The organism is Streptomyces sp. NPDC052236 (genome assembly GCF_044548015.1).
Taxonomy (GTDB): domain Bacteria; phylum Actinomycetota; class Actinomycetes; order Streptomycetales; family Streptomycetaceae; genus Streptomyces.
In genome coordinates, this window is the sequence record NZ_JBIUBL010000032.1 from 33532 (window position 1) to 54818 (window position 21287).

20 protein-coding genes and 4 pseudogenes are annotated in these 21287 nt (G+C 70.3%); 6 read left to right on the top strand and 18 right to left on the bottom strand.

Annotated elements, in window-relative coordinates; translation table 11 throughout:
* Positions 1–287 precede the first annotated feature (287 nt).
* The gene (locus ACIHCQ_RS37285; protein WP_399672739.1) at positions 288–1901 is read left to right on the top strand and encodes a helicase-related protein; all 1614 of its coding nucleotides are present in this window, start codon (positions 288–290) and stop codon (positions 1899–1901) included.
* A 58-nt stretch (positions 1902–1959) separates the two neighbouring features.
* Here the strand turns inward: ACIHCQ_RS37285 and ACIHCQ_RS37290 are convergent, their stop codons facing one another.
* From ACIHCQ_RS37290 to ACIHCQ_RS37340, 11 genes are all read right to left on the bottom strand, one after another.
* Positions 1960–2367, bottom strand: coding sequence for a PIN domain nuclease (locus ACIHCQ_RS37290; protein WP_399672741.1), 408 nt, complete (start codon positions 2365–2367; stop codon positions 1960–1962).
* Positions 2364–2597 carry a type II toxin-antitoxin system VapB family antitoxin gene (locus tag ACIHCQ_RS37295; RefSeq protein WP_030606313.1) on the bottom strand — a complete coding sequence of 78 codons (234 nt, stop codon included), beginning with the start codon at positions 2595–2597 and terminating at the stop codon, positions 2364–2366. The genes ACIHCQ_RS37290 and ACIHCQ_RS37295 overlap by 4 nt, the downstream gene beginning before the upstream one ends.
* A gap of 946 nt (positions 2598–3543) precedes the next feature.
* Positions 3544–4113 (bottom strand): winged helix-turn-helix domain-containing protein, encoded by a 570-nt coding sequence (locus ACIHCQ_RS37300; protein WP_399672743.1) that lies wholly within the window; start codon positions 4111–4113, stop codon positions 3544–3546.
* Complete coding sequence (locus ACIHCQ_RS37305; protein ID WP_399672745.1) at positions 4110–4499, bottom strand: hypothetical protein; 390 nt, start codon at positions 4497–4499, stop codon at positions 4110–4112. Before ACIHCQ_RS37305 ends, ACIHCQ_RS37300 begins: the two co-directional genes overlap by 4 nt.
* A 142-nt stretch (positions 4500–4641) precedes the next feature.
* Positions 4642–5919, bottom strand: a complete 1278-nt coding sequence (locus tag ACIHCQ_RS37310) for a diacylglycerol/lipid kinase family protein (protein ID WP_399672747.1) — start codon at positions 5917–5919, stop codon at positions 4642–4644.
* A 191-nt stretch (positions 5920–6110) separates the two neighbouring features.
* Complete coding sequence (locus ACIHCQ_RS37315) at positions 6111–6560, bottom strand: hypothetical protein (RefSeq protein ID WP_399672749.1); 450 nt, start codon at positions 6558–6560, stop codon at positions 6111–6113.
* A 30-nt stretch (positions 6561–6590) separates the two neighbouring features.
* Positions 6591–7055, bottom strand: a complete 465-nt coding sequence (locus tag ACIHCQ_RS37320; protein WP_399672751.1) for an SHOCT domain-containing protein — start codon at positions 7053–7055, stop codon at positions 6591–6593.
* A 142-nt stretch (positions 7056–7197) separates the two neighbouring features.
* A complete protein-coding gene (locus ACIHCQ_RS37325; RefSeq protein WP_399672753.1) occupies positions 7198–7545 on the bottom strand; it encodes a hypothetical protein in 348 nt (115 codons plus the stop codon).
* Between the two features lie 180 nt (positions 7546–7725).
* Positions 7726–8070, bottom strand: coding sequence for a hypothetical protein (locus ACIHCQ_RS37330; protein WP_399672755.1), 345 nt, complete (start codon positions 8068–8070; stop codon positions 7726–7728).
* Positions 8067–9413, bottom strand: a complete 1347-nt coding sequence (locus tag ACIHCQ_RS37335) for a hypothetical protein (RefSeq protein WP_399672757.1) — start codon at positions 9411–9413, stop codon at positions 8067–8069. Before ACIHCQ_RS37335 ends, ACIHCQ_RS37330 begins: the two co-directional genes overlap by 4 nt.
* Positions 9414–9539: 126 nt before the next feature.
* Entirely contained in the window at positions 9540–10199 is a 660-nt protein-coding gene (locus ACIHCQ_RS37340; RefSeq protein ID WP_399672759.1) for an HdeD family acid-resistance protein, read from the bottom strand.
* Positions 10200–10418: 219 nt separating this feature from the next.
* Here ACIHCQ_RS37340 and ACIHCQ_RS37345 point away from each other — a divergent pair, with 219 nt between their 5' ends.
* Together ACIHCQ_RS37345 and ACIHCQ_RS37350 are read left to right on the top strand one after the other, a co-directional pair.
* Positions 10419–11060, top strand: coding sequence for a potassium channel family protein (locus ACIHCQ_RS37345; RefSeq protein WP_399672761.1), 642 nt, complete (start codon positions 10419–10421; stop codon positions 11058–11060).
* Positions 11057–12246 (top strand): annotated as a pseudogene (locus ACIHCQ_RS37350) (DUF2252 family protein); the annotation flags it as partial. The gene ACIHCQ_RS37345 and the pseudogene ACIHCQ_RS37350, both read left to right, overlap by 4 nt.
* A gap of 211 nt (positions 12247–12457) precedes the next feature.
* Here ACIHCQ_RS37350 and ACIHCQ_RS37355 read toward each other — a convergent pair.
* The 4 genes from ACIHCQ_RS37355 to ACIHCQ_RS37370 form a co-directional block, all read right to left on the bottom strand.
* Positions 12458–12655, bottom strand: coding sequence for a hypothetical protein (locus ACIHCQ_RS37355; RefSeq protein WP_399672833.1), 198 nt, complete (start codon positions 12653–12655; stop codon positions 12458–12460).
* A gap of 137 nt (positions 12656–12792) precedes the next feature.
* Positions 12793–13326, bottom strand: a complete 534-nt coding sequence (locus ACIHCQ_RS37360) for a hypothetical protein (protein ID WP_399672763.1) — start codon at positions 13324–13326, stop codon at positions 12793–12795.
* Positions 13327–13344: 18 nt separating this feature from the next.
* Entirely contained in the window at positions 13345–14973 is a 1629-nt protein-coding gene (locus ACIHCQ_RS37365) for an MFS transporter (RefSeq protein ID WP_399672765.1), read from the bottom strand.
* 194 nt (positions 14974–15167) lie between these two features.
* The gene (locus ACIHCQ_RS37370; protein WP_399672767.1) at positions 15168–17870 is read right to left on the bottom strand and encodes a LuxR C-terminal-related transcriptional regulator; all 2703 of its coding nucleotides are present in this window, start codon (positions 17868–17870) and stop codon (positions 15168–15170) included.
* Positions 17871–18100: 230 nt separating this feature from the next.
* Here ACIHCQ_RS37370 and ACIHCQ_RS37375 point away from each other — a divergent pair, with 230 nt between their 5' ends.
* On the top strand, positions 18101–18259 hold the full coding sequence (locus ACIHCQ_RS37375) for a hypothetical protein (protein WP_399672769.1): 159 nt from the start codon (positions 18101–18103) through the stop codon (positions 18257–18259).
* A gap of 200 nt (positions 18260–18459) precedes the next feature.
* Positions 18460–19434: a hypothetical protein gene (locus ACIHCQ_RS37380; RefSeq protein WP_399672771.1), complete on the top strand. Its 975-nt coding sequence runs from the start codon at positions 18460–18462 to the stop codon at positions 19432–19434.
* Between the two features lie 53 nt (positions 19435–19487).
* Here the strand turns inward: ACIHCQ_RS37380 and ACIHCQ_RS37385 are convergent.
* A pseudogene (locus ACIHCQ_RS37385) lies at positions 19488–19828 on the bottom strand (Tn3 family transposase); the annotation flags it as partial.
* Positions 19802–19975, bottom strand: a pseudogene (locus ACIHCQ_RS37390) (IS6 family transposase); the annotation flags it as partial. The pseudogenes ACIHCQ_RS37385 and ACIHCQ_RS37390, both read right to left, overlap by 27 nt.
* A 228-nt stretch (positions 19976–20203) precedes the next feature.
* Here ACIHCQ_RS37390 and ACIHCQ_RS37395 point away from each other — a divergent pair.
* Positions 20204–20346, top strand: a pseudogene (locus ACIHCQ_RS37395) (IS256 family transposase); the annotation flags it as partial.
* Between the two features lie 17 nt (positions 20347–20363).
* Here the strand turns inward: ACIHCQ_RS37395 and ACIHCQ_RS37400 are convergent.
* Positions 20364–21248, bottom strand: coding sequence for a hypothetical protein (locus ACIHCQ_RS37400; protein WP_399672773.1), 885 nt, complete (start codon positions 21246–21248; stop codon positions 20364–20366).
* Between the last annotated feature and the right edge of the window lie 39 nt (positions 21249–21287).

A 21287-nucleotide genomic window follows, 5' to 3' on the forward strand; every position in this document is an offset into this window, starting at 1 on the left:
AGGAAACCAGCCTAAGCGACTGGTGTTGAGCGGATCATCCTGGGCCCGGTCACCGGGGTGGCAATAACCCCCATATCCCCCCACAGGTCACGGTCTCCACAGGAGAAGGGGAAGCTCAGCGCCGTCTTCCCCACGCGGGCGCGGGCCCGTCCGGAAACCGCCACATGGATCACGGACTTCCGCCACACCGAACGGCGCCACAGCGCGGTCGGCGAAAACCGCCCGCCCGTCGATTTCGGACCATCCGCCCAGGAAGCACGCACTCCGGACCGATCAGCAACAACTCAATGGCCGCCGACGTGGCCCGCGCGCCCCGCTCGGCTGCCCGCGCCTCCGGGTCCGGGCTTTCCGCGACGGTAGGCAACCCGGATCAGCTGCTCAACCGGCTGCAGGGCTCAGGGATCGGGCACCGCCCGGCGCGGGTCATCGCTCCGCACCTGCACAAGAAATCCCCTGCGCTGCCACCGCCCGGCGACGTCCAGGTCGACTACGTGGGCTCCCTGGAGAACGCAGCCACTGTGATCGCTGCCCTGCACCGCGGCGAGAAGAGGCTGGTGTTCTGCGAATCGCCCCGCCGGGTCGAGAAGCTCGGAGAGAGCCTGCGGGCCAAGGGCGTGACCACTTTCCTGTCCCACGCGTCCCTGTCAGTGGATGAACGGCGGCGGGCAGAGGAAGCCTTCGCCGAAGCACGCGACTGCGTGATCGTCTCGACCAGCACCCTGGAACTCGGCATTGACGTAGGCGACTTGGACCACGTCATCCAGATCGATGCGCCCGCCACCGTGGCTTCCTTCCTCCAGCGTCTTGGCCGTACCGGCCGGCGGCCGGGTTCCACCCGCAACTGCCTGTTCCTCACCGTCGACGAGGACGGACTGATCGGCACGGCAGCCCTGCTGCTTCTGTGGTCGCGCGGCTGGGTGGATCCAGTGGTGGCCCCACCAGAGCCCCGGCACATCGTCGCCCAACAAGTACTGGCCCTCTGCCTGCAGGAGCATCGGGTCGGGGACCGACTGTGGCAGGAATGGTGGGGAGGGCTCGGCCCATTCGGAACTTCGGCCGAGCCCATCGTGCGCCACCTGATCGAGGAGGGGTTCCTTGACCGGGACGGAGGGATGCTGTTCATCGGTCCCGAGGCGGAACGCCGCTTCGGCTACCGACACTTCATGGACCTCACCGCGGTGTTCACCGCAGCTCCGGAATTCACGGTGCTCTCGGGCCATACCGAGATCGGCACGACCAATCCCGCGCTGCTGACCGAAGAGGTGGCGGGTCCTCGGCGCCTGCTCCTCGCCGGACAGAGCTGGCAGGTGACGTACATCGACTGGTCCCGGCGGCGATGCTTCGTCGAACCGGTCGACGGCGGCGGCAAGGCGCGCTGGGGAGGAGCAGGTTCCGGCCGGGCCGCCTCGTACGAACTGACTCGCGCGGCACGGGAAGTGCTCCTCGGCACCGACCCGCCGGTCGCCCTCACCCTGCGTGCCAAGACCGCGCTCGCCCAGGCACGCGAGGGCAGTTCGGAACTGGTCCACCCCGACGGGACAGTGGTCGTACGGGGTGGGCGCGACACCAACGTGCGCTGGTGGACCTGGGCCGGCTACCGGGCCAACGCCACCCTGGCCGCCACACTCACCACGATCGCCGATCCCCTCCAGAGGCCAACAGACACCTGCATCCGACTTCGCGAGGACGTGACGCCCGCGGAATGGAGGAAGGTCATCTCGGAGGCCGCCGATCAACTGTGCCTTCCCGCAGTGGATGCGCGTGCGCTGAACGGCCTCAAGTTCAGCGCCGCACTGCCAACCCGGCTCGCGGAGGCCACCCTTGCCGCACGGCTCGCGGATCTGGACGGTGCGACGGCTGCGCTCAGGGGACCGACCAGGTTCGCAGTTCTGGGACAGTGACTTGGGTATCGATCAACGAGAGGCCCACAGGCCGACAACGTGGACCGGCCCCAGGAGATCAGGCTCGTACGTCTCGCTGCTGAACTTCCTTGAGCACTCCCGCCACCGTCACGAAGTCGTTATCCACGTGGAGGACGGTGTGCCCGTGGTGGACCGCGGTCGCACACACCAGCAAGTCGATCGCTCCTGCCGATCGATGCTGGCCACGCTGGGTCAGTTTGTATTGGGCGGTGTCGACCCAACGCCAGGCATTCTTCGGAACGGGAGAGAGCAGGCAGAGTGCGTCCAACTCCTCCGCGAGCTCGTCCCGGTGGGACGGGCTGGTTGCCGAGTAGAGAAATTCGGCGCGTGTCGGCTCGCAAAGGTGGAACACCCCGGCGGCGATGTGCCCCTCCCACGGCGGCAATGCCCCGGGGGTGCGGAACAGGTGCCACAGGGCGGAGGTGTCGAGCAGATATGTGATCACTCGAAGGCCTCGCGTCGGGCACGCTTTCCTGCGTCATGCGCCGCCGCGGCCTGTTCGAACTCGCCGCGCGCACCGCGCGCGGCCAGCTTCTCGGCGGCATCGAGCCGCTTGATCCGTGCCACGTAGTCCCGCAGGGCCGCGTTGACCGTCTCCTTCTTCGTCGTGACACCCATCAACCGCATGGCCTCGGCGAGTGCCTCGTCATCGAGATCAATCTGTGTGACGGACATCGAGCACCTCCAGCATCCGCAATGTATGCCATCAAGATACATCGCCAACATCGGAGCGCGCCACCGCTCAGGACCCCTGCCGGAGGTGGCGGGGCGAGGTCTGGGCAGTTCCCTCTACGGGCCGTTTCCGACCCAAGGTGGCGGCGGATCCGCTATCGATACAGCGTACGCGGGCGGTGAAACTGTCCGGCGGATTCACCCTGCCTGATGTGACGCCCATGCAGGGGAAGGAAAAGGCGACCTTCCTCGCCCGGCTCGACCAGCCCCTGACGGAGGTGGGCCGCAGAGATCTGAGGACCGCCACCAAAGCACTGGCGCGGATCACATTCGCCAGACGCCAGACCTCGTACCGCGGTCGCGAAGCTGATGCACCGCGCACACGTGACGTCCGAGATCAATCCAGCAATGGCTCGACATATCCGATTTGGGGAATTCGGCGGCCTAAATTTCGGCCTCAACGCCATGAAACCATGATCGGGCAGGGCGGCCAAGATCTTGGACGCCACGCCTCTGACCAGCAAAGTTGCTGGTCAGATCGTTTCTGCACGCGTAGCGCGTGGTGGGGCGGGTGGGACTCGAACCCACGGCCGACGGATTATGAGTCCTTTGAGGATCTTGGCGGCCCTTGCTCTTCTGCGCTCATTCATGGCGTTTACCGAGGTCAGAGCAGGCGACTGTTGCTGATGCTCCACAGCCTTTGTCAGTCTGTTCCTGTCCTTGTGTCCCCAGCGCGTCCTCAACGAGTCCCCGCAGGGCGCTTACGAAGGCGGGAGACATGAAACTGCCAGCTCGGGAAAAGTTTCCAACCCGCCCGCAGCGGATTCCCCTTCCAACGACAGAAGCTCCGCCCCTGGCGACCGGGGCAGAGCCTCGCGGCCGTCTTCGGCACGCAATCCCCAACCCCGGGCAAGACGTTGGTGATCTGTAGTCGAGCGCGTCGCAACGGTCAGCCCGGTGCGTGCTTACTGCGACTTGCCAGCTTCCGGCAGCGCGCGGCGGCGGTGCACGGCGAGCAGCACGGTGACTCCCCTTCGCGGCACGGTCGCTCCTGCGCTTTCTTGGCACCCGCTGCCGGCGCGCGGGTGGCGGCGCGCAGCATGGACGCGCCCACCGGTGTGAGGGTGGGCAGCACGGTAGGGCCGTGCCAGGTGCTGGTGATCAGCCCGGCGTTGCGCAGTGCAGTGGCGTGTCTGCTGGCGAAGGACGAGGAGACGCCGGCGGCACGAGCGATCTCACCGGTCGTGGCACCTCCGGCTGCGGCGCACAGGGTGGCGGCACTGGCTCGCCCCAGCAGGTCGGTCCCGGAAGGGCCGTCCAACGTTTCCCCGGCCGGGACGGGTGGCTCATGGAGCACCGGATAGGACAGAACCGGCGGCAGGGCGGGATCGGCGAGGCTGACCGGGGTATGCCGGCAGAAGTACGACGGGACAAGTGTCAGGCCTCGCCCATTCAGATGGAGGTCCCGGTCCTCCGCAGGATATTTGACATACAGGACGGGTCGCTGCCAACGCATCATGGGCCCGAGGCTTGCCAGCATCCCCTCGACGCCGCCGTCCAGAAGGGCACGACAGCGTGCCGTCCGCTCGGCTTGGATCCGCGCCTCAATCTGTTCCCGTACGGGGCGACGACCGTCTCGTAGTACGCACGCAGCACCCGCACCAGCACCTTCCGCTCCCGCAATTCGGCGAGCTGCGGGGCCCACGACGGGGCTCCGGCGGCACGGTGGAACAGAGCCATCTCCTCCACAACGCGACGGGGTGGAGTGGCCAGGATGGCCTCAAGTCCGCTGTCCAGACTGCCCGCTGCCTGCAGTGGCGTGAGGAAGTCCGGGAAGTACGCGGCCCTTGGATACAGCGGCAGGAGCGTGATACGGAGGGCACGCTCCAGGCCCTGCTCCTGCACTGCGCAGCGCGCCGTGCTATACCACTCGGCGCCCGGCCCCATCGGTGCTGTGTCATGAGCGGGCCCCGAAAGCTCGTCCGTCTCCCTCCGGCCGAAGACGCAGCTTGATGGCTGGAGCAGGCCGTGGACCTGGGTGGGGTTCTCAGGCTGCAATGTCCTGCCCTCGGCCCGGGAACAGGCGGCCCAGCGCCAGCCGTGCCACGCGCGGCCAGTCGGCCGCCGCCCCGCCCGCCCGTGGTGTACCGGGGCGGCGGCGTGGCACGCGGACCCGGAGTGCCCAAGGCGCGCTGCGGCACACGACGGGGGACGGCAGAACGACGTGTTCTCCGTCGATGCCGACCGGGAGGGTGGCCGTGTCGGCTTCGACGACGACCTCCCCGGCGCTCAGCCGGATGAGTCCCGCGGAGCGCGGACCGCGCACCATGCGGGCCGCCTGAGCGGTGTTGCCGACCCGCACGCACACCACGCCGAGGAGTCCCGAGTCCAGTCGTTCCCTGCGCCCCGGATGGGCCGCGTCAACGGCGCGTCCGTAGGGATTGTTGCTGACGAGCAGCGCCTGAAGTCCATCGACGTGCGTCCGGTCGGCCCGCGTCCGCAGCTTGGGCGCGTCCTCGCCGGTGAGGAGGCCGGGGAGGGTTCGCAGGGTCGTGCGGGCCTTGGCATCCCTGTACGCGGGGTCGGTGACGACGGACGCGTACGTTCCGAACGAGGCGTTGTTGACGAAGACCCGGTCCGCGGCGTACCCGAGGTCGATGCGGAGTTCGACGCCGTGGGTCAGGGCGTCCAGGGCCGCTGCCGGGTCGTCGCGGTCGAGGCCGAGATCGAGGGCGAAGTGGTTGCGGGTACCGGCGGGAATCACCACGAACGGCAGGTCGTGGCGCGCTGCGACCTCGGCCACCAGCGCCTGGGTGCCGTCGCCGCCCGCCACCGCCAGCAGGTCGGCTCCCTCGGTGACGGCCTGCCGGGCCAGCTCGGCAACATCCTGGCCCGCGTCGAGCAGGGACACCCGGCAGCCCGCCGCCCGGGCCTTCTCCACCAGATGGAAACGGCCCACCTTGCCGGCGCCGGAGCGCGGATTCATCAGGATCCAGGGGGTGTGGGGTGCCTCGGCGACAGCCTGTTCGGACTGCTCGGAGGCGGTGTGCCCGGGTGTCAGGGCCGTACGTGCCGCCGTGACGGCCAGCACCCACAGGGCCAGGGACAGCAAGGCCGGCCCCAGCATGCCGAACGTGGCATACAGGGCAAGGACAGCGACCGGCGCGGCCACCGACAGGGCCGCCCCGAAGGCACGGAGCACACCGGTGTGCGCCAGGGCCCACCACACGCCGACGGCGGCGAGCGCCAGTCCGGCGATGCCGGCCAGCACCCACAGCACGCTCCGCAGACCGGCGGCGACGAGCGGCACCAGGATGCTTCCCATCAGGGCGAGCACGGCGAGGCGAGCCCGTCCGGCCCTGCCCTCGCGTACGGTTGCGACCCCTGCCTCTCCCGGTCCCCTTGTGTTCCCGCCGTGTAGTCCCACCTGTCGGCCCTTCTCTTCCCTGCTCTTCGCTTTCCCGGGCACGCGGCGGCCTTACCCTTCCGCGCCGTCCGCTCCGTGCTGGGGCTGCCTCACAGGTTGCGCGGTGGGCGCTCCTCGGACAGGTCGAAGAGGTCGCCGCGCCGGACCACGCACAGGGCCCAGATGATGGCGCCCGAGAGCGCGATCATCACGACCGACCACACCGGGTAGTACGGCAGGGAGAGGAAGTTGGCGATGATAACGAGTCCGGCAATGACCACACCGGCGACGCGCGCCCACATCGCGGTCTGGAGCAGCCCGATGCTGACGATCACGGCGATCACGCCCAGAGCGAGGTGGATCCAGCCCCAGCTGGTCAGGTCGAACTCGAACACGTAGTTGCGCGTCGTGACGAAGATGTCGTCCTCGGCGATGGCCATGATGCCCCGGAAGATGTCGAGCACGCCGACGATGAAGAGCATCACTGACGCGAAGGCCGTCAGGCCGGATGCAGTGTCCTGCTTCGCCGTGGGTGCCGGCCGGGTGGGTGTCGCGGTCATCTTGTGCCTCGTTTCGTGTTGTCCGGCTGCTCAGCGACCGGAGGTGTGCGTGGTGGAGCCCGAGCGTTCGGCCGGGCCGTGGCCGGTCAGGACCAGTTCCTTCGCCCTGCGGAACTCCTCGTCCGTGATATCGCCGCGGGCGCGGATCTCGGAGAGCTTGGAGAGCTCGTCGGCGCTGCTGGGCCTGCCGTCGGCCGCGGTCTTCCTGATGTAGGTGTCGAGCTCCTCCTGCTGCACGCGCGCCTGCGTCAACTCCCGGCGGCCCATGTTCTTGCCGCGGGCGATCACGTAGACGAACACGCCCAGGAAGGGCAGGACGATGCAGAACACCAGCCAGCCGGTCTTCGCCCAGCCGCTCAGTTCGTCGTCACGGACGATGTCGACGATGATCCGGAAGAGCAGGATGAACCACATGATCCACAGGAAGAACCAGAGCATGGTCCAGAAGGCGCCCATCAGCGGATAGTCGTATGCCAGGTAGGTCTGCGCGGTCATGTCCGTCCTCCGTCCCGGGCGTTCACCCGGTAGCGGTTCTGTGCCGTCTTCAGCGTGCCCACGGCAAGCACCGGGCGGCCTCACCCGGCGCGGGTGAGTGCGCGCGCCGGGTGAGGCCGCCCGCGGCCGTCCTGTCGTCGGGTCAGGGGTCGGACTCGGCGCGGCTGTGGGGTGCGGCGGCCGTCCGGTACCAGGAGATGGAGGCGATGTACTCGCCGAGGGCCAGGCCCGAGACGGCCACCGGTAAGACGGCGATCAGCCAGGAAAGGAACGTGAAGACGGGGCCCAGGGTGCCGAGCTCGTCCAGGCTGCGCTCCATGGCCATGGGCACCAGTACGCGGGCGGCCCGGCTCAGCAGGACCGTGCCCGTGCCTGCCGGCAGCGCTCCCGGAAGCAGACTCCGCCAGCCGATCCGCCCGCCCCGGCGCAGATGCTGGGACCACCACCACAGCAGCGTCGCCGAGAGCAAGGACAGCGCCAGCCCGGTCACCGCGCCCCCCGCCGAACCCGCTGCGCAGCGGTGCCTGGAGCAGGAGGAAGGCCATCCGGACGACCCCAGTCAGAGCAGCCGGCGCCAGACCGCGGACACGCACCGGTGCGCGCGGCAGGTGCCGACACCGCTCGCAGACCGCCTGAAGCGCCCGGCTGAACGCCGTGGCCGACACGATCATCACCACCACGCCCACGGCTCCGGCGGCGTCCCGGGGCGTGCCGGTCGCGGAGAAGACCTGGCGCATCTCATCGAGGGTGTCGCCGCGCACGCCCAGAACCGCATGGAGGGAGTCGGCCAGCAGGTCCTGCATCCAGACGGGGGGAACGCCGCGATGGTCATCAGCAGCGGGAGCGCGGTGAGGAACGCCTGCGCGGCGAGCTGTACGGAGCCCTCAACGACGTTGAGCGCCGACAGACGGGACAGCAGCCGGGCCGTCGCCCCCGACCGCAGGCCCGCCGCGACCCGCCCTGCCGTGTGTCTGCGGGACGCGCGCCCGGAGCCGGACTTTCGACCATGACTCACGGGGCCGCCCGGTCTGCCGCGCGGTCCGCCGGTCCGGCGGCGGCCGCGAGGATCGCCAGGACGATCAGGACGGCCAGGGCGACGCCGAGGACGAGCGCCACCGCTCCGGCCGTGGGGTGGTTCCAGAGCACCAGCACCAGGGCTCCGGCCGTGATGACGCCACCAGTGGTCCATGCCCGGTGGTCCGTCAGCCAGCGTCCTGTGGACCCGGTGCGCACTCCGGCGCGGCGCAGCCCCCGGCCGGCGGCCGCCGTGCCCCGTTCCGCCGTCGTGCGGACGGCGCGGGCGGGAGGTCCGGGACCGTACAGGTACGCGGCCAGCGCCGTGATCACCGAGACGACCAACAGGGTGCGCGTGCTGGCGCGCAGGAACCGGACGAACGTGTCGTAGATGGCCGCGGCCGCGTCGGGCGGCAGCGTCGCGGGCGGCACCGAGTCCAGGTAGACCCGTCTGGCGACGGCCAGCGCGACGAGCAGTACCACCATCATCACGCCGACACCCGTCGCGGTGATCATCAGCATCACCCGGTGTGCCGGAGCGGTCCACACGGCGAGCGCGGCGAGCACGACGGTCACGACGGGCAGCCAGACGCCGACGATGTCCAACACCCGCATCGTGTCCTTGGCCTTGCCCAGTTCCTCCGTCTGGAACAGCGTGATCGTCCGGTCGGTGTCCGGGATGGCGGCGGCCTTGTCGAAGCCCGCGTCGACGAGACGCTCGCGTACTCGGTCGACGACCTCTCCCACGTCCAGTTGGACGGTGTCGCCCTCGGCGCGCACGACACCGTCGCTGTCACGGGTGAGCATGCTCACCACCGCGGCGTGCGCCCGCCGGTTGGCGCCTTCCCACGCCTGCTGGAAGGCGTCGCTGGTGATCACGCGGCTGACGGTGCGGTCCACGACGGTCCTGACCGCGTTGTGCAGCGGAGCCGTGAGGGAGTTCGCCCCCTCCACGACGCGGGGTGGTGCCCCGGCGTCCTGGAGGGCCTTGGTGAGCGAGTCCGTCACCGCCTTGACGTCCACGTTGTCCACCACGCGGTCCGTGAGCCGGTTGATCACGACGTCCTGCACCGGCGGCTCGGACGCCAGCGGCGCCACGGTCTCCACGTACCTGTCGGTGTCGGAGACCGTGTCCTGGACCCAGGCCGCGACGACGGCCAGGGGCGCGAGCAGCAACGCCAGCAGGAGGAGGACTGAGGCGCCGGCCTGGCGTACCCGCCGGTGGCGCACCGCCGCGTGACGGCGCAGTCGCTCGTATTCCGTTCGTTCCTCGGCGGTCATGACGTGTGTCGTGTTCGCAGCTCCGCCGGAGTCCGGCGAATCCGGGGTCGCGGCCGGGTTCATGGGTGCTCCATTCGGTGTGTGTGTGCCGCCCCGGCCGCGACGGTCGCCGTTCGGGGCGACGGAGGCGGAGGCGACCGTCGCGGGTCCGGTGTGTCCGCTCCGCCTGCCGGAGCGGCGGGTGCGGTGTCAGGCCGTCGCGGCGGGGGCGTGCGGTCCCGTGGTGTGCTTCTTTCGGAGCGCGGCCCGCCACGCGAGGGCGACCACCGTCTCGGCCAGGCCGAGCAGGACGAGCCACAGGCCGAGCAGCCGGGTCAGGGCGCGGGCCGACTCGGCCGGCAGGGCGAGGACCACGATCCCCGCGACGATGCCGAGCACCGCGGCGCCCAGGACGACGCCACGGTGCGGCAGGTTCTCGGCGGCGATGGCCGTGTAGAGGGTGAGGATGCCGGACCCCAGCCAGACGACCCCGACGATCAGCGAGAGCGCGGTGATCGTCTGCAGCGGGTTCCGCAGGCACAGCACCCCGGCCAGGACGTACAGCACGGCCAGGAGCAGCCCCGGGAGCCGTTCGGGCCCCTCCCTCGCGAAGACGTCCACGAACCGGAACGCTCCGGTCGCCAGCAGGTACAGGCCGATGAGGACTGCCAGGACGTGCAGGGTCGCCTCCGGCCAGACCAGTACCAGGACGCCCGGCACCAGCGTCGCGACGGCCGAGCCCAGGAGCCAGGTCCATGAACGGCCGAGCCGCGCGAGTACGTATGCGGAGTCGCCCATCGGACCGGGGGCCGCCCCGTCGGGCTCGTGTTCCTGTTCGGTACGCGACGCCGGACCGTGCGGCATGGTCATGACTCCTCCTGGCGTGATCGAGTGGTCGCCTCCGGACCGCCGACAGAGCGGTGTGCGATGGGCGGTGTGCGAGCCTGACCGCTCCAGGGTCACGCCTGTCGCCGGGTGCCGGGGTCACCCACCACGGGTGATCCGGCGACGCCGCCGTGGCGGTGAGGTGGGAATCTCCCGGTGCCCGGCCCATCGGCCTTCCGGCCGGACGGAACGAAGAGACACGAGATGAGCGATCCGAGCACTGCCCGGACGGACCGCGCCAGGTCCGGGCCGGACGCGCGCCGGTGGCGCCGGCGGCTTCGCCCCGGCCGGTGGGCGGCGGTCGTCGCCGTCGCCCGCGCCGTACTCATCGCCGTCGGACTCGTCACTGCCTACTACCTGCTGCCTCTGGAGGAGCGCGGCACCGCTGGTGCGTCGGCGCTGCTCGTGTGCGGCCTGGTGGCGGTCCTGCTGGTGTTCTGCTGGGAGGTGCGGGTCATCGTGCGCTCACCCCACCCGCGCCTGAAGGCCGTCGAGGCCTTGGCCGCCACGCTGGTGCTGTACCTGGTTCTCTTCGCCGGCGCCTACTACCTGCTGGACCGCTCCGCCCCGGACTCCTTCAGCGAGCCGCTGACGAGGACGGACGCCTTGTACTTCACTTTGACCACATTCAGCACCGTCGGCTATGGGGACATCACGGCGCGTTCCCAGACCGGGCGCGTTCTGACGATGCTGCAGATGGCGGGCGGGCTGCTGTTCGTGGGCATCGCCGCACGGGTGCTGGCGAGCGCGGTCCGGACGGGGCTGCGCCAGCAGCGCCGCGGGCCGTCGGCTCAGCAGCGTTCCGGCACCGACGCCGGGACGCCGGACCGGGAGGCCGGGTCATGACCGTACCCAGTGCTTTCACCGCCTCACTGTCACCGGCCGAGCGAGCGGCGTACGGCAGGAACGCGCGCAGGCGGGCGTCGCGTTCGTGCCACGGCTGGTACGAGACGGCGCGGCGGCGACCCGATTGAGGTGATAGAGCGTCAGTCGGCCGAATATGTACCCGATCCGCTACGGCCGCATGTTGGAGTCGCGGTTCCGCTCCTACCGCAGCGCGGCCGTGATCACGACAGCGACCTGTGGCCCCTCTCCAACACCGGTCTGCAGGTGCAGCTCTGCGGGGACGCCCATCCGCTGAACTTCCGGCTGCTCGCCTCGCCGGAGCGCCGTCTGGTCTTCGACATCAACGACTTCGACGAGACCTTGCCCGGCCGTTCGAATAGGACGTCAAGCGGCTGGCAGCCGGTTTCGTGACGGCGGGCCGGGCGAACGGCTTCTCGCTCGAAGGGCAGAACAGCACCGTGCAGGCCTGCGTGAGGGCGTACCGGGAGCGGATGCGCGAGTTCGCCGGCGTGCGCACCCTGGACATTTTCTACGCCCAGGAACGACGCCGACCGGATGCGGGAACTGCCGGCCTCGTCGATGGACAGGGAGGCCGAGCGCCGTACCGCCAGAGCCACGGCCCGGGCCCGCACGCGTCATCTCCGGGCCTTCGCGAAGCTCACCCGCGTCACGGCCGGGGGCCGGCGCATCGCACCGGCCGACGCCCACCACCTTTCGGGCCATGTCCACACCACCAGGCGGTAATGGCGCAACAGGTGCCTGCGCAGTGTCGGTACGCGCTGCTGGGTGCTGCTCCTGCTCGGCAGGGACGACGACGACCCGCTGCTGCAGGCCAAGGAGGGCCAGGAGTCGGTGCTGGCCGCCCGCACGGGCGGCGAACGCTACGACACCAGGGCCGCCGGGTGGTGGCCGGACAGCGCCTGATGCAGACGGCCGGCGACATCTTCCCGGGCTGGACGCACGTCGTGGGCGTCGACGGGCAGGGCCGGGATTTCTACGTGCGCCAGCTGTGGGACTGGAAGGGCATCGCACGGCCGGAGACCATGGGGCCGGGCCTGCTCTCCCTCTTCGGCCGACTGCGCGGGGCGTCCCTGGCACGGGCCCACGCCCGCTCGGGCGATTCCTCTCCGCCCACCTGGGCGGCAGCGACCGCTTCGACCGCGCGCTCACCGAGTTCGCCCAGGCCAGGGGAAGCGTGTGCCCCACGGCGGCTGGGCAGCAGCACCGCGGTTCCAGGGGTATTCCGGGTACGGACACTGTCATCGGGACATGTGCACGGTTTGCCGTCCAGCGGGTGGCTTCGTCCATGAGGAAAGTCGTGAACATAGCCGAGCGGGCCGGCCGGTCGTCGCTCATGGCCCTTCGAGTGCTCCGGTGTCGCACACCGCCCGGTCCCATCAATCCGGCAACTGCCGCATCTCCACGACACGCAGTCCCAGTGACTGACAGCGTGCCAGCAGCCCGTACAAGTGCGCTTCGTCCACAACAGGTCCGAACAGGACGGTCTGGCCGGACATCACCACGTGGCCCAACTCCGGGAAGGCTTCGGCCAGCGTTTCCGACAGGTGTCCCTCGACTCGGATCTCGTAGCGCACGAGCTGTCCTCCCATGGACTGCCTTGGACAGGCGGACGGCGCCCTTCCCTGCGATCGTCCGCCTCCGTGCTCCTTCGGACCTCACCCGGTACAGGTGACCCGTGGCCCGGTGACGGACGCCACGGATCGACGCTTTCTCAGTGGGTAAGAACGATCTTGAAGGAGATGATCAGCAGGCCGATCAGCAGGTTGACCGATGCGGTGGCGGCCATGAGCCGCGGCGAAGCACCGGCGCGGCGTGCCGCGGCCACGGACCAGCCCACCTGGCCTGCCACGGCGACGGAGAGAGCCAGCCAGAGGGCGCCTCGCACGTCCAGGCCCAGGAGCGGGCTGACGGCCACCACGGCGGCCGGCGGGACGGCGGCCTTGACGATCGGCCACTCGTCACGGCACACGTGCAGTACGACCTGGCGATCCAGGGCCTGTTGCGCCAGGCGCGCCCCGAACAGCTGGGCATGCACGTGCGCGATCCAGAACACCACGCCGGTGAGCAACAGCAGCAGCACCAGCTCGGTGCGGGGGAACGAGCCCAGGGAGCCGGCGCCGATCACCACGGAGGCCGCGAGCATGGATCCGTAGACGCCGCCCGTGTAGTTCGCGTGGGCCCGGCGCTCGGCACGGCGCGCTCTGCGGGCCGTGGTCGGGCCGGTCCTGGTCCTCGCCCTGGACACCGGTGACTCCCTTCGGACTCAGTGCGTCGCTCCGGTCGCTCCGGCCGGAGCACCGGCGTCCGGCTGCCGCGGACGGCTTTCCCGGGCGGTCGGCAGGTGCGGTGTGACCAGGAAACTGGCGAGAGCGATGCCGCCGGTGGCCAGGATCGCCGCCTTCAGACCGTCGAGCTGGGCGGAGGCGTAGGAGTCCGCGACGGTGTCGACCTCGGACGGTGGCAACCCGGCACGCTCGGCCGCCGAGCGCACCTGATCGGTGGAGACGAAGGTGATCCCGGCCTGGAGAGCGACGCCGACCTGCTCACGGGTCTCTTCGGACAGCCGCGGGTTGTCCGCCACCTGCGTAGTGAAGGCGTGGGCCAGTGCACCGATGAGAATCGACCCGATGAGCGCGGTGCCCAGCGCGGAGCCCAGATTCTGCGCCGTGAACTGGAGCCCTCCGGCCTCACTGCGTTCCTCCTCGCCGACGCTGGACTGGACGACGTTGCCCAGCTGCGAGGCGAGCAGGCCGACGCCCACGCCCAGCAGGGCCATGGCTCCGGCGAACTGCGCGTCGTCGATGACCGGGTCGATGGTGGCCAGCAGCCACACGATGGCCGCCGCCAGGGTCACCAGGGCCAGCCGGACCACCCGGCGCGGCCCCATCACCCGCCCCAGCGAGGACCCGCACAGGGAGGTCACGAGCATGGTGACGGACACCGGGAGCAGGCGCAGCCCCGTCTCGAAGGCGTCGAATCCCTGAACCACCTGCAAGTACAGCGGGATGGTGAAGAACAGCCCCAGCAGGATGAGGTTCTGGCTCAGCAGCGTCATCAGGCCGGACCGCAGGACGGGCCTGCCCAGCAGGGACAGGTGCACGAGGGGGTCGGCGCCCTGGTCGTCGCGCCGCCGCTCCCAGTGCCGGAAGACGGCCAGTACGGCTGCTCCGGCGCCGATGACGAAGAGCGTCGGGGCGAAGCCGAGGACGGTGAAGGGAGGGTTGCGGGGCTGCACCCATCCCCAGGTGCTGCTCTGCAGCACCCCGAGCACGCCCAGCCCCAGTCCGGCCGCGGAGAGCACCGCACCGACACCGTCCAGCCGGGGGCGCGGGCCGGTCGGGGCGGGCTCCGCGATCACCCGGCGGCACAGCAGGACGGCCAGGACGACCACGACCTCGCCGGCGAAGACCAGCCGCCAGGTGAGGTACGTCGTCACCCAGCCGCCCAGCAGCGGGCCGACCGCGATCCCGGCGCCGGCGAGCCCGCCGATGATCGCGTAGGCGATGGCCCGGTCCCGCCCGCGGTACGACTCCGCGACGAGGGCGGCCATGGCCGGCAGCACCATGGCGGCTCCGAGTCCCTCGATGACGGACCAGCCCAGCGTGAGGACCCACAGACTGGGTGCCACGGCGGTCAGGGCCGACCCCACGCCGTAGACGACCAGCCCCAGAAGGAACATGCGGCGACGCCCCAGGATGTCCCCGAACCTGCCGCCGATGATCATGAACGCCGCCATGACCAGCGCGTACAGAGTGATGACGGCCTGGATGGCGGTGACCTCCGTGTCGAAGTCCTCGACCAGCTGACTGATGGACACGTTCATGACGGAGGTGTCCAGAACCATGAGGAACTGGGCCGTACCGAGGACGATCAGAGCCCGCCAATGCTTCACGCTGTCCACCTCGCCAAGTCGGCCGGTACGCCGGCGGAGTCGGCCGGGCAGTGGCCGGCACACGCCCCGCCGCTCCTGCCCATCGCAACCGAAGTACGCGTCTCTTGCCTCACCCGCCACGGGGGAAGGGCATCACCCCTGTGATGTCCTGCCGGTGGGGAAGGCGGGCGCCGGACGCTCTCACCGACGCGCGTTCACAGCAGTCTCAGGTCGTGCGCGCGGCGCACCGCGTCGCCTCGCCGGTTCACCGCCAGCTTCCGGTAGACGCTCTTGAGGTGGGTTTTCACCGTGTTCACCGACACGTACAGGTCGGCGGCGATCTCCTCCGTCGACATCATCCGGGCCAGCCGCTCCAGGACGTCGCGCTCGCGTCCGCTCAGTTCCACCGCGACGAGCGGCGGGGGCAGCGCCTTCGGCCGGGGTTGCTCACCGCGTCGCGGCGGGCCGGGCGTGAGCCAGCCCGCTGCCAGCTCGTGCAGCGGAGCCGTGGCCAGGAGAGGCCGGATCCACGCTCCGGCATCGAGGAACGGGCGCCGCAGCCGCTCCCGCCGGGCGTCGAGGAGCGCCTGTGCCACAAGCCTGCGGGCGGTGGCGGTGTCTCCCGCCCTCTCCGCGGCCTGAGCCCTCACCAGCGCTGCCCTCACGGTCACCGCCGGCCCGGCCCGGCCCGCGGTGCGGATGCTGTCGAGCAGGTCGATGGCCGCCCTGGTACGGCCTGCGGCGACCTGGATCGCCGCGGCCTCCACGGCACACGTCGGCTGGTCGCCGGACACGCCCTGGAGCACTTCGGCGGCTTGGTCCGGCCGTCCTTCGGCCAGGTGGGCGGCGGAGGCGACGAGCGCTTCATGGCCTGTCGCCCAGGGTGAGGCCACGGCGGCGGCGACGGCCGGGGCCGCCGCCTCGACGGCGGCTCGCGCCTTGCCCCTGACCAGCAGGAGGCGAGCTGTAGCGAGGGCTCGTCCAGCCGCCATCACCGGATCACGCTGTCCCGATGGGAACCGGGCCGTCTCGTCGAGGAGGGCTTGGGCACGGCCCAGCTCATGGCGGTCGACGGCCACGGCGGCCAGGACCAGCTGCCCGATGCCGGAGCCGGACGGCTGGGGAAGGCCGCCCCGTTCCGCCTCGGACACCGCCACCAAGGCCTTGCGCTCCGCCCGGCCGGGCCAGCCGCTCAGATAGTCGAGCAGGGCCAGGTGTTCCATCGAGTCCTCCCGGGGCAGCACGGTGGAGGCTCCGCCGGGAGCGCCGGCCGCCGTGGTTAGGGCGGCGCGCGCGTCCTCGAAGCGCCCGGCCCACAGGCGGGCCGATCCCAGATGGGTCAGCAGGAGGGCGGTGAGTTCGGGATGCTTGTCCAGGAGGTGTGCCGGGACTTGCTGCCGCAGTTCATCGGCCGCTTCGGCGGCCTTTTCGGCCTGTGGGGGACATCCGGTCAGCCGGGCGGCCAGTGCCTCGAGCAGCGCACAGCTCAGCTGGGCGGCTGCCCGGTCGGGCACCACGTCAGGCACCGGTTCGGACGCGCCGGCGGCCAGACGTTCCTCGGCGTGGCGCAGGCGAGCCAGACCACGGTCGACGTCGCACTGGGCAAGGTCGCGGGCCGCACGCACGAGGTCCGTCGCGGGGCTCCTCGCCCCGGGCCTCATGCGGGAGAACAACCGGGCCAGGTCGCCTGAGCGCAGGCCGGTGAAAACCTGGCCGATCGCCAGATCGTCGACGAGGGCACCGGCGGCGAAATCCCAGTCGCCCGCGGCGGCACCGTGGGCGAGTGTCTCCCGCAGGAATCCGGAACGACGCAGCCACCGCGCGGCCCGCCGGTGGAGTTCCGGCTCCAGGCCGGGCAGGCGCACGCGCAGATGGGCCCGGAGTATCTCCCCGAACAGCGGGTGGAGCCGGTACCACGAGCGCCCGAGGTGCTCGACGAATGCGTTCTTGCGGTGCAGCCCGGCGAGAATGGGCTCGGCATCGGTCCGGAGGGTCAGCGTGTTGGCCAGATCGGGACAGAAACGCTCCAGGACGCTGACGCGCAGCAGGAGGTCCTGTGTCTCCTCCGGCTGACCCTTGAGAACCTCGGCCAGCAAAAAGTCCGCGATCGTACTGCGGTCCGCCTCGAACTCCTTCAGGTAGAGCTCCGGGTGGTCGCTCTCCCGAGCGGCCAGGGCAGACAGGCGCAAGCCGGCGGCCCAGCCCCGGGTGCGGTCCACCAGGGCGCGCGCGGCGTGGACCGGAAGGCTCAGACCGTGCAGCTCAAGGAGTGCGACGGCCTCCTCGGGGGTGAAGGCCAGCTCGGCGGCGCGGATCTCCGTCAGCTCGCCGGCCGCCCGATAGCGGTGCAGCGGAAGGAGCGGTTCAGTGCGGGTGACGAGGACGAGGTGCAGGCCCCGCCCGGCGTGGTGCAGGACGAATTCCAGTTGCTCCGCGACCTCCGGAGCGGTCACGCGGTCGTACTCGTCGAGCACGAGGACCACGGTCCGGTCGCGATCATTCAGCTCGGCGGCGAGCGCTGCCAGCAGCCTTTGGTCCACCCCGGTCGCATCCGCGGGGGCCGCGACCGCGTCGGATGCGGGCGCACCGCAGGCGCGCAGGGCCTGAATGACGTACGCCCAGAACACCCCGGGACGCCGGTCCCCCACTTCAACGGTGAGCCAGGCTACGGGCTGCCGCAGGCCGGCGGCCCAGTCGGCGGCCAGCAGGGTCTTGCCCGCGCCAGCGGCACCGTTGAGCAGGGTCATCGGTGTCCGGAGAGCCTGGTCGAGGTGGTCGACGAGTCGCTGCCGCCGCAGGTACGTGGCGGGTCTCGTCGGCAGCGCGATCCGGGTGCGCAGAAACGGGTCCCCCAGGGGATCGGTGGACGGAACGGTGGGACCGGTCGGCCCTGGAGCGTTCTCGCCGGTCTCTGCCACAGGGCTCACCACCACTGTCCGTCCAGGTCAGGTCATGGGCTGCGCCTCTTCACCCAGCATCCCAGTCCTCCTGCCCCTGCGCACGGCGCACAGGGGCCAATGCCCCGTTCACCAGGGCATCGCCTGCCCTTGCCCGGCTGGCTCTACGCCCACGCCCGCGCCCTGCTGACCGTGGCGGAGGTCGGCACCCCCGAGGGGCCGCTGCTCACGCTTCACGTCCCCCTGTGCACGTGGCACCCGCGTTCGGCAACGCCGCCCACTGGGCCGCGGGTGTGCCGGAGAAGCCGCGGGCGGCGCGGCACTCCCCGGAACGGATCAGGGCCGCCACCAAGGAGTCGTTCCACCTGCGGTTCGTCGCTCAAATTCGCCGTCCCGGGACGCGCAGATGACGACCGTGAGCGAGGTGGTGCACCTGGTCGACGCTCTCGACTCGTCGGTCACATGAAGACGGGTACGAAGCGCGACACGGGGATTGGGGGAGTCCCAGGGCGCTGGAGGTCCCCCACTCGATCGGAGCCGAGAGCTTGAGAGGGCGGGACGAAAGAGGAGAGAACTGACCATCCTTCCCGATTAGGGCGATTCGTGATAGATGGGATCTGTGTCGCACCGGGAGAATCTGAAAACTGCGGGTTCCCGCAAGGAGCCCTCCCCTGAACGTTCGCTGCTGGCGTCGATCGTCACCGATCCCGGGCACCTCCCCGAACTCCTCGCCGACTTCGCCGTCCGCCGCATCGGTCCGGCCGTGCCCGAAGCAATCGCCTCACTTCGGCGGAACCACCCCAACGCCACCGAGGCGGAGCTCCGGGCCCAGGTGGTCGCTCGCGGCCGACGGACCGTTGTATCGGAAGGTTCCCTCGTGGGCGGCCCGTTCCTCGTCCTCATTCCCGTGGCGTTCTGCGCGGCGCTGCTCCACCAGGCACGTACGGTCCTGGAGCTGGCCGCCCTCGACGGCCGCGACCCCACGGCGAGCGCCCGCGCCGGCGAACTCCTCGTCCTCCAAGGCGTGTACAAGGACACCTGGCAGGCGCAGCATGCGCTCGCCCGCACCGGTCGTGCCGGCGGCGCCCCCGCCCGCTGGAAGCGATGGGTGGCCCTGTGGGACGTCACCCTGCGCATGGCCCACCTCCTCGGCGTGCTCACGCCACCCGATGAGAGTCAGGCCGCGGGCCGACGCGTACGCCAGGTCGCCGCCCAGGCCTGGCGGTGGCTGCTCCTCGGCGTGGTCTTCCTGGTCGGACTGGTCGCCCCCCTCGTCTGGCTCCCGTACATGGCGGTGACCTACCAGCGCGCCGACGCCCGCCTGGCGGACCGTGTCCTCGCCTACTACTTCGCCGACACCGCACCCGCCCCGCGCCACCGGATCTCCCGCCCCGAACCAGAAGTAGTGGCGGCCGCACTCCGCGCGCTCCTCTCGCTCCTCGTGCCGCTCGTCCTGACCGCCGTGACCTTCCTGACCGGCCTGCGTATGGCCGACAGCCGCTGGCCGGTCCTCGGCATCACCTTGGCCACGGCGTCCGCCGCGGTCGGCGCGCTCTGGTACTGGCGCCGCCACCGGCGCCTTTGACCGTCCTTCAGCAGTTGACGGACGACCTCCGCGATATCCAGGTCGATGTGGAAGATCACCGCGCTGGTGAGAAGGGCGTTGCACTTCATCGCCTTCTCCTGCTCAACGGGGTTGTTCTCGGCGACGACGCCCTGGTTGCCGAAGTTGATCCACTGAACCGGTTGAACGACTCAACCTTGTTTGGCGCCTCGGTCACCCGCCGCCGCAGCGGCGCATCCGTGAGGTAGCGCAGCAGCTGCACGGTGCAGACAAAACGGCCGACCTGCGCTGTCAACTTATCGAGATAAATCGTCGGGTGAAGCAGTGTCAGGGCGTGGTGTGGCCGGGTTGCGGCTGTGCTCAGGTTGTGGTGGGCAGGCCGACGGTGCCGGTCCGTCTCGTACGAGACGGTCACACCGCGCTCCAGCATCAGCTCCTCCACCTCGCGGAACGACAGCGGGAAGCGGTGGTACAGCCACACGCAGTGGGAGATGACCTCGACCGGGTACCGGTGCCCCCTGTACGACGGCGAATTGCTCTCCACGGATGGCCCCTCCGGCATGATCAACCAGAAGATCATCCCACGCCATCAGCCAACGTGACAGCGCCCACCTGCGGGTTCGTGATCACGGGGCGAGTGTCGGCAGGCGGTCGTTTGCCGACACTCGCACGCAGACAGTGGTGGCATCTGAGATCGCCGTGTTCGCGGTGTCGCGAGTAAATCGGAAGGGAGGAATGCATGAGCGGCTCGTGGTCGGGTTCTGCCGTCGGGCGGCACTGGAGGTGACTCGTCCGGTCCCGCGGACATTTCCCGAACGAGCAGGCGGCTCTGAAGTGTGTCTACATGGCCACACGAGCTTCGACCCCACCAGGCAGGGCCGCAAACGCTGGTCACAGCGATGGGAGGCCGCCCTGAACGCCTTCGAGATCTGAACAGCTAACGCCCCTAGTCAGCGCGTGTTATCAGGTGCTGCGGGGCCGCTTCGCCGACCGCTGAGCATCGTGGCGATCGGGAGGGCCGCTGCCAGGCCGCTGAGCAGGACTGCGGCGAGCGCGCCCAGGACGGCGGGCTGGTTGCCGAAGGCGATGCCGATTGCGGCCAGGGCGGGCCCCGCGTTGCGTACCGCGGCGACGCCGCCCATGGTGGTGCGGCGCACCGGCGGACCTGTCGCCAGCAGTGTCCCGACGGCAAAGGCCGCGGCTGCGAGCACGAAGCCCGCGAGGAGGGCAAGTGAGCCGAGGAGTGCGACGACGTCACGCCAGTTGCCGACCAGCATGCCCGCCAGCACGATCAAGAAGGTCACGTTCGACACCGCGGCCGCCGTGGGGTGCCACGACCGGGCGGTGGGCTCGGAGTAGCGGCGCAGCAGCAGGCCCATGGCGAACGGTACGAGCTGCAGGAGGGCCACAGTCCCCACCAGCGTCGCGACATCGAGGGAGATTCCCTTGCCGAGGTCGGCGGCGCTGAGGATGGCGTTGACGGTCGGGGCGAAGGTGAGGCTGCCGACGGTGGCGAGCAGCACCTGCATGGCCGCGCCCGCGACGACGTCGCCGTTTTGCACCATCGCCAGCTTCGCCCCGAAGGGGCCGCCCGGGGACGAGGCGACCAGGACGAGCGCGATGAACGCTGCCGAGGGGAGGCTGAACAGCGCACCCATGCCCCAGCCCAGCAGGGGGATGAGCACCATGTTGGTGAGCAGCGCCAGCAACAGCAGCGGGACGTTGGTGAAGATGGAGCGCAGCGCCGCGATGGTGGCCCCGAGGCCGGCGGCGAACATGGTGGCTGCGATGAAGATCACGGTGACGGCGTTGAACAGCATGTGCAGGGTGTCCATGAGGCATTCCCCTCAGGCGGCGGAGCATCTGCGGTGCCA

What these genes read in the sequence shown, in the direction of transcription:
- ACIHCQ_RS37285 (WP_399672739.1), top strand. Translation starts at nt 288, where the DNA reads ATGGCCGCCGACGTGGCCCGCGCGCCCCGCTCGGCTGCCCGCGCCTCC.
- ACIHCQ_RS37295 (WP_030606313.1), bottom strand. Translation starts at nt 2,597, where the DNA reads ATGTCCGTCACACAGATTGATCTCGATGACGAGGCACTCGCCGAGGCC.
- ACIHCQ_RS37300 (WP_399672743.1), bottom strand. Translation starts at nt 4,113, where the DNA reads ATGATGCGTTGGCAGCGACCCGTCCTGTATGTCAAATATCCTGCGGAG.
- ACIHCQ_RS37310 (WP_399672747.1), bottom strand. Translation starts at nt 5,919, where the DNA reads ATGGGAAGCATCCTGGTGCCGCTCGTCGCCGCCGGTCTGCGGAGCGTG.
- ACIHCQ_RS37315 (WP_399672749.1), bottom strand. Translation starts at nt 6,560, where the DNA reads ATGACCGCGACACCCACCCGGCCGGCACCCACGGCGAAGCAGGACACT.
- ACIHCQ_RS37320 (WP_399672751.1), bottom strand. Translation starts at nt 7,055, where the DNA reads ATGACCGCGCAGACCTACCTGGCATACGACTATCCGCTGATGGGCGCC.
- ACIHCQ_RS37335 (WP_399672757.1), bottom strand. Translation starts at nt 9,413, where the DNA reads ATGAACCCGGCCGCGACCCCGGATTCGCCGGACTCCGGCGGAGCTGCG.
- ACIHCQ_RS37340 (WP_399672759.1), bottom strand. Translation starts at nt 10,199, where the DNA reads ATGACCATGCCGCACGGTCCGGCGTCGCGTACCGAACAGGAACACGAG.
- ACIHCQ_RS37345 (WP_399672761.1), top strand. Translation starts at nt 10,419, where the DNA reads ATGAGCGATCCGAGCACTGCCCGGACGGACCGCGCCAGGTCCGGGCCG.
- ACIHCQ_RS37380 (WP_399672771.1), top strand. Translation starts at nt 18,460, where the DNA reads ATGGGATCTGTGTCGCACCGGGAGAATCTGAAAACTGCGGGTTCCCGC.
- ACIHCQ_RS37400 (WP_399672773.1), bottom strand. Translation starts at nt 21,248, where the DNA reads ATGGACACCCTGCACATGCTGTTCAACGCCGTCACCGTGATCTTCATC.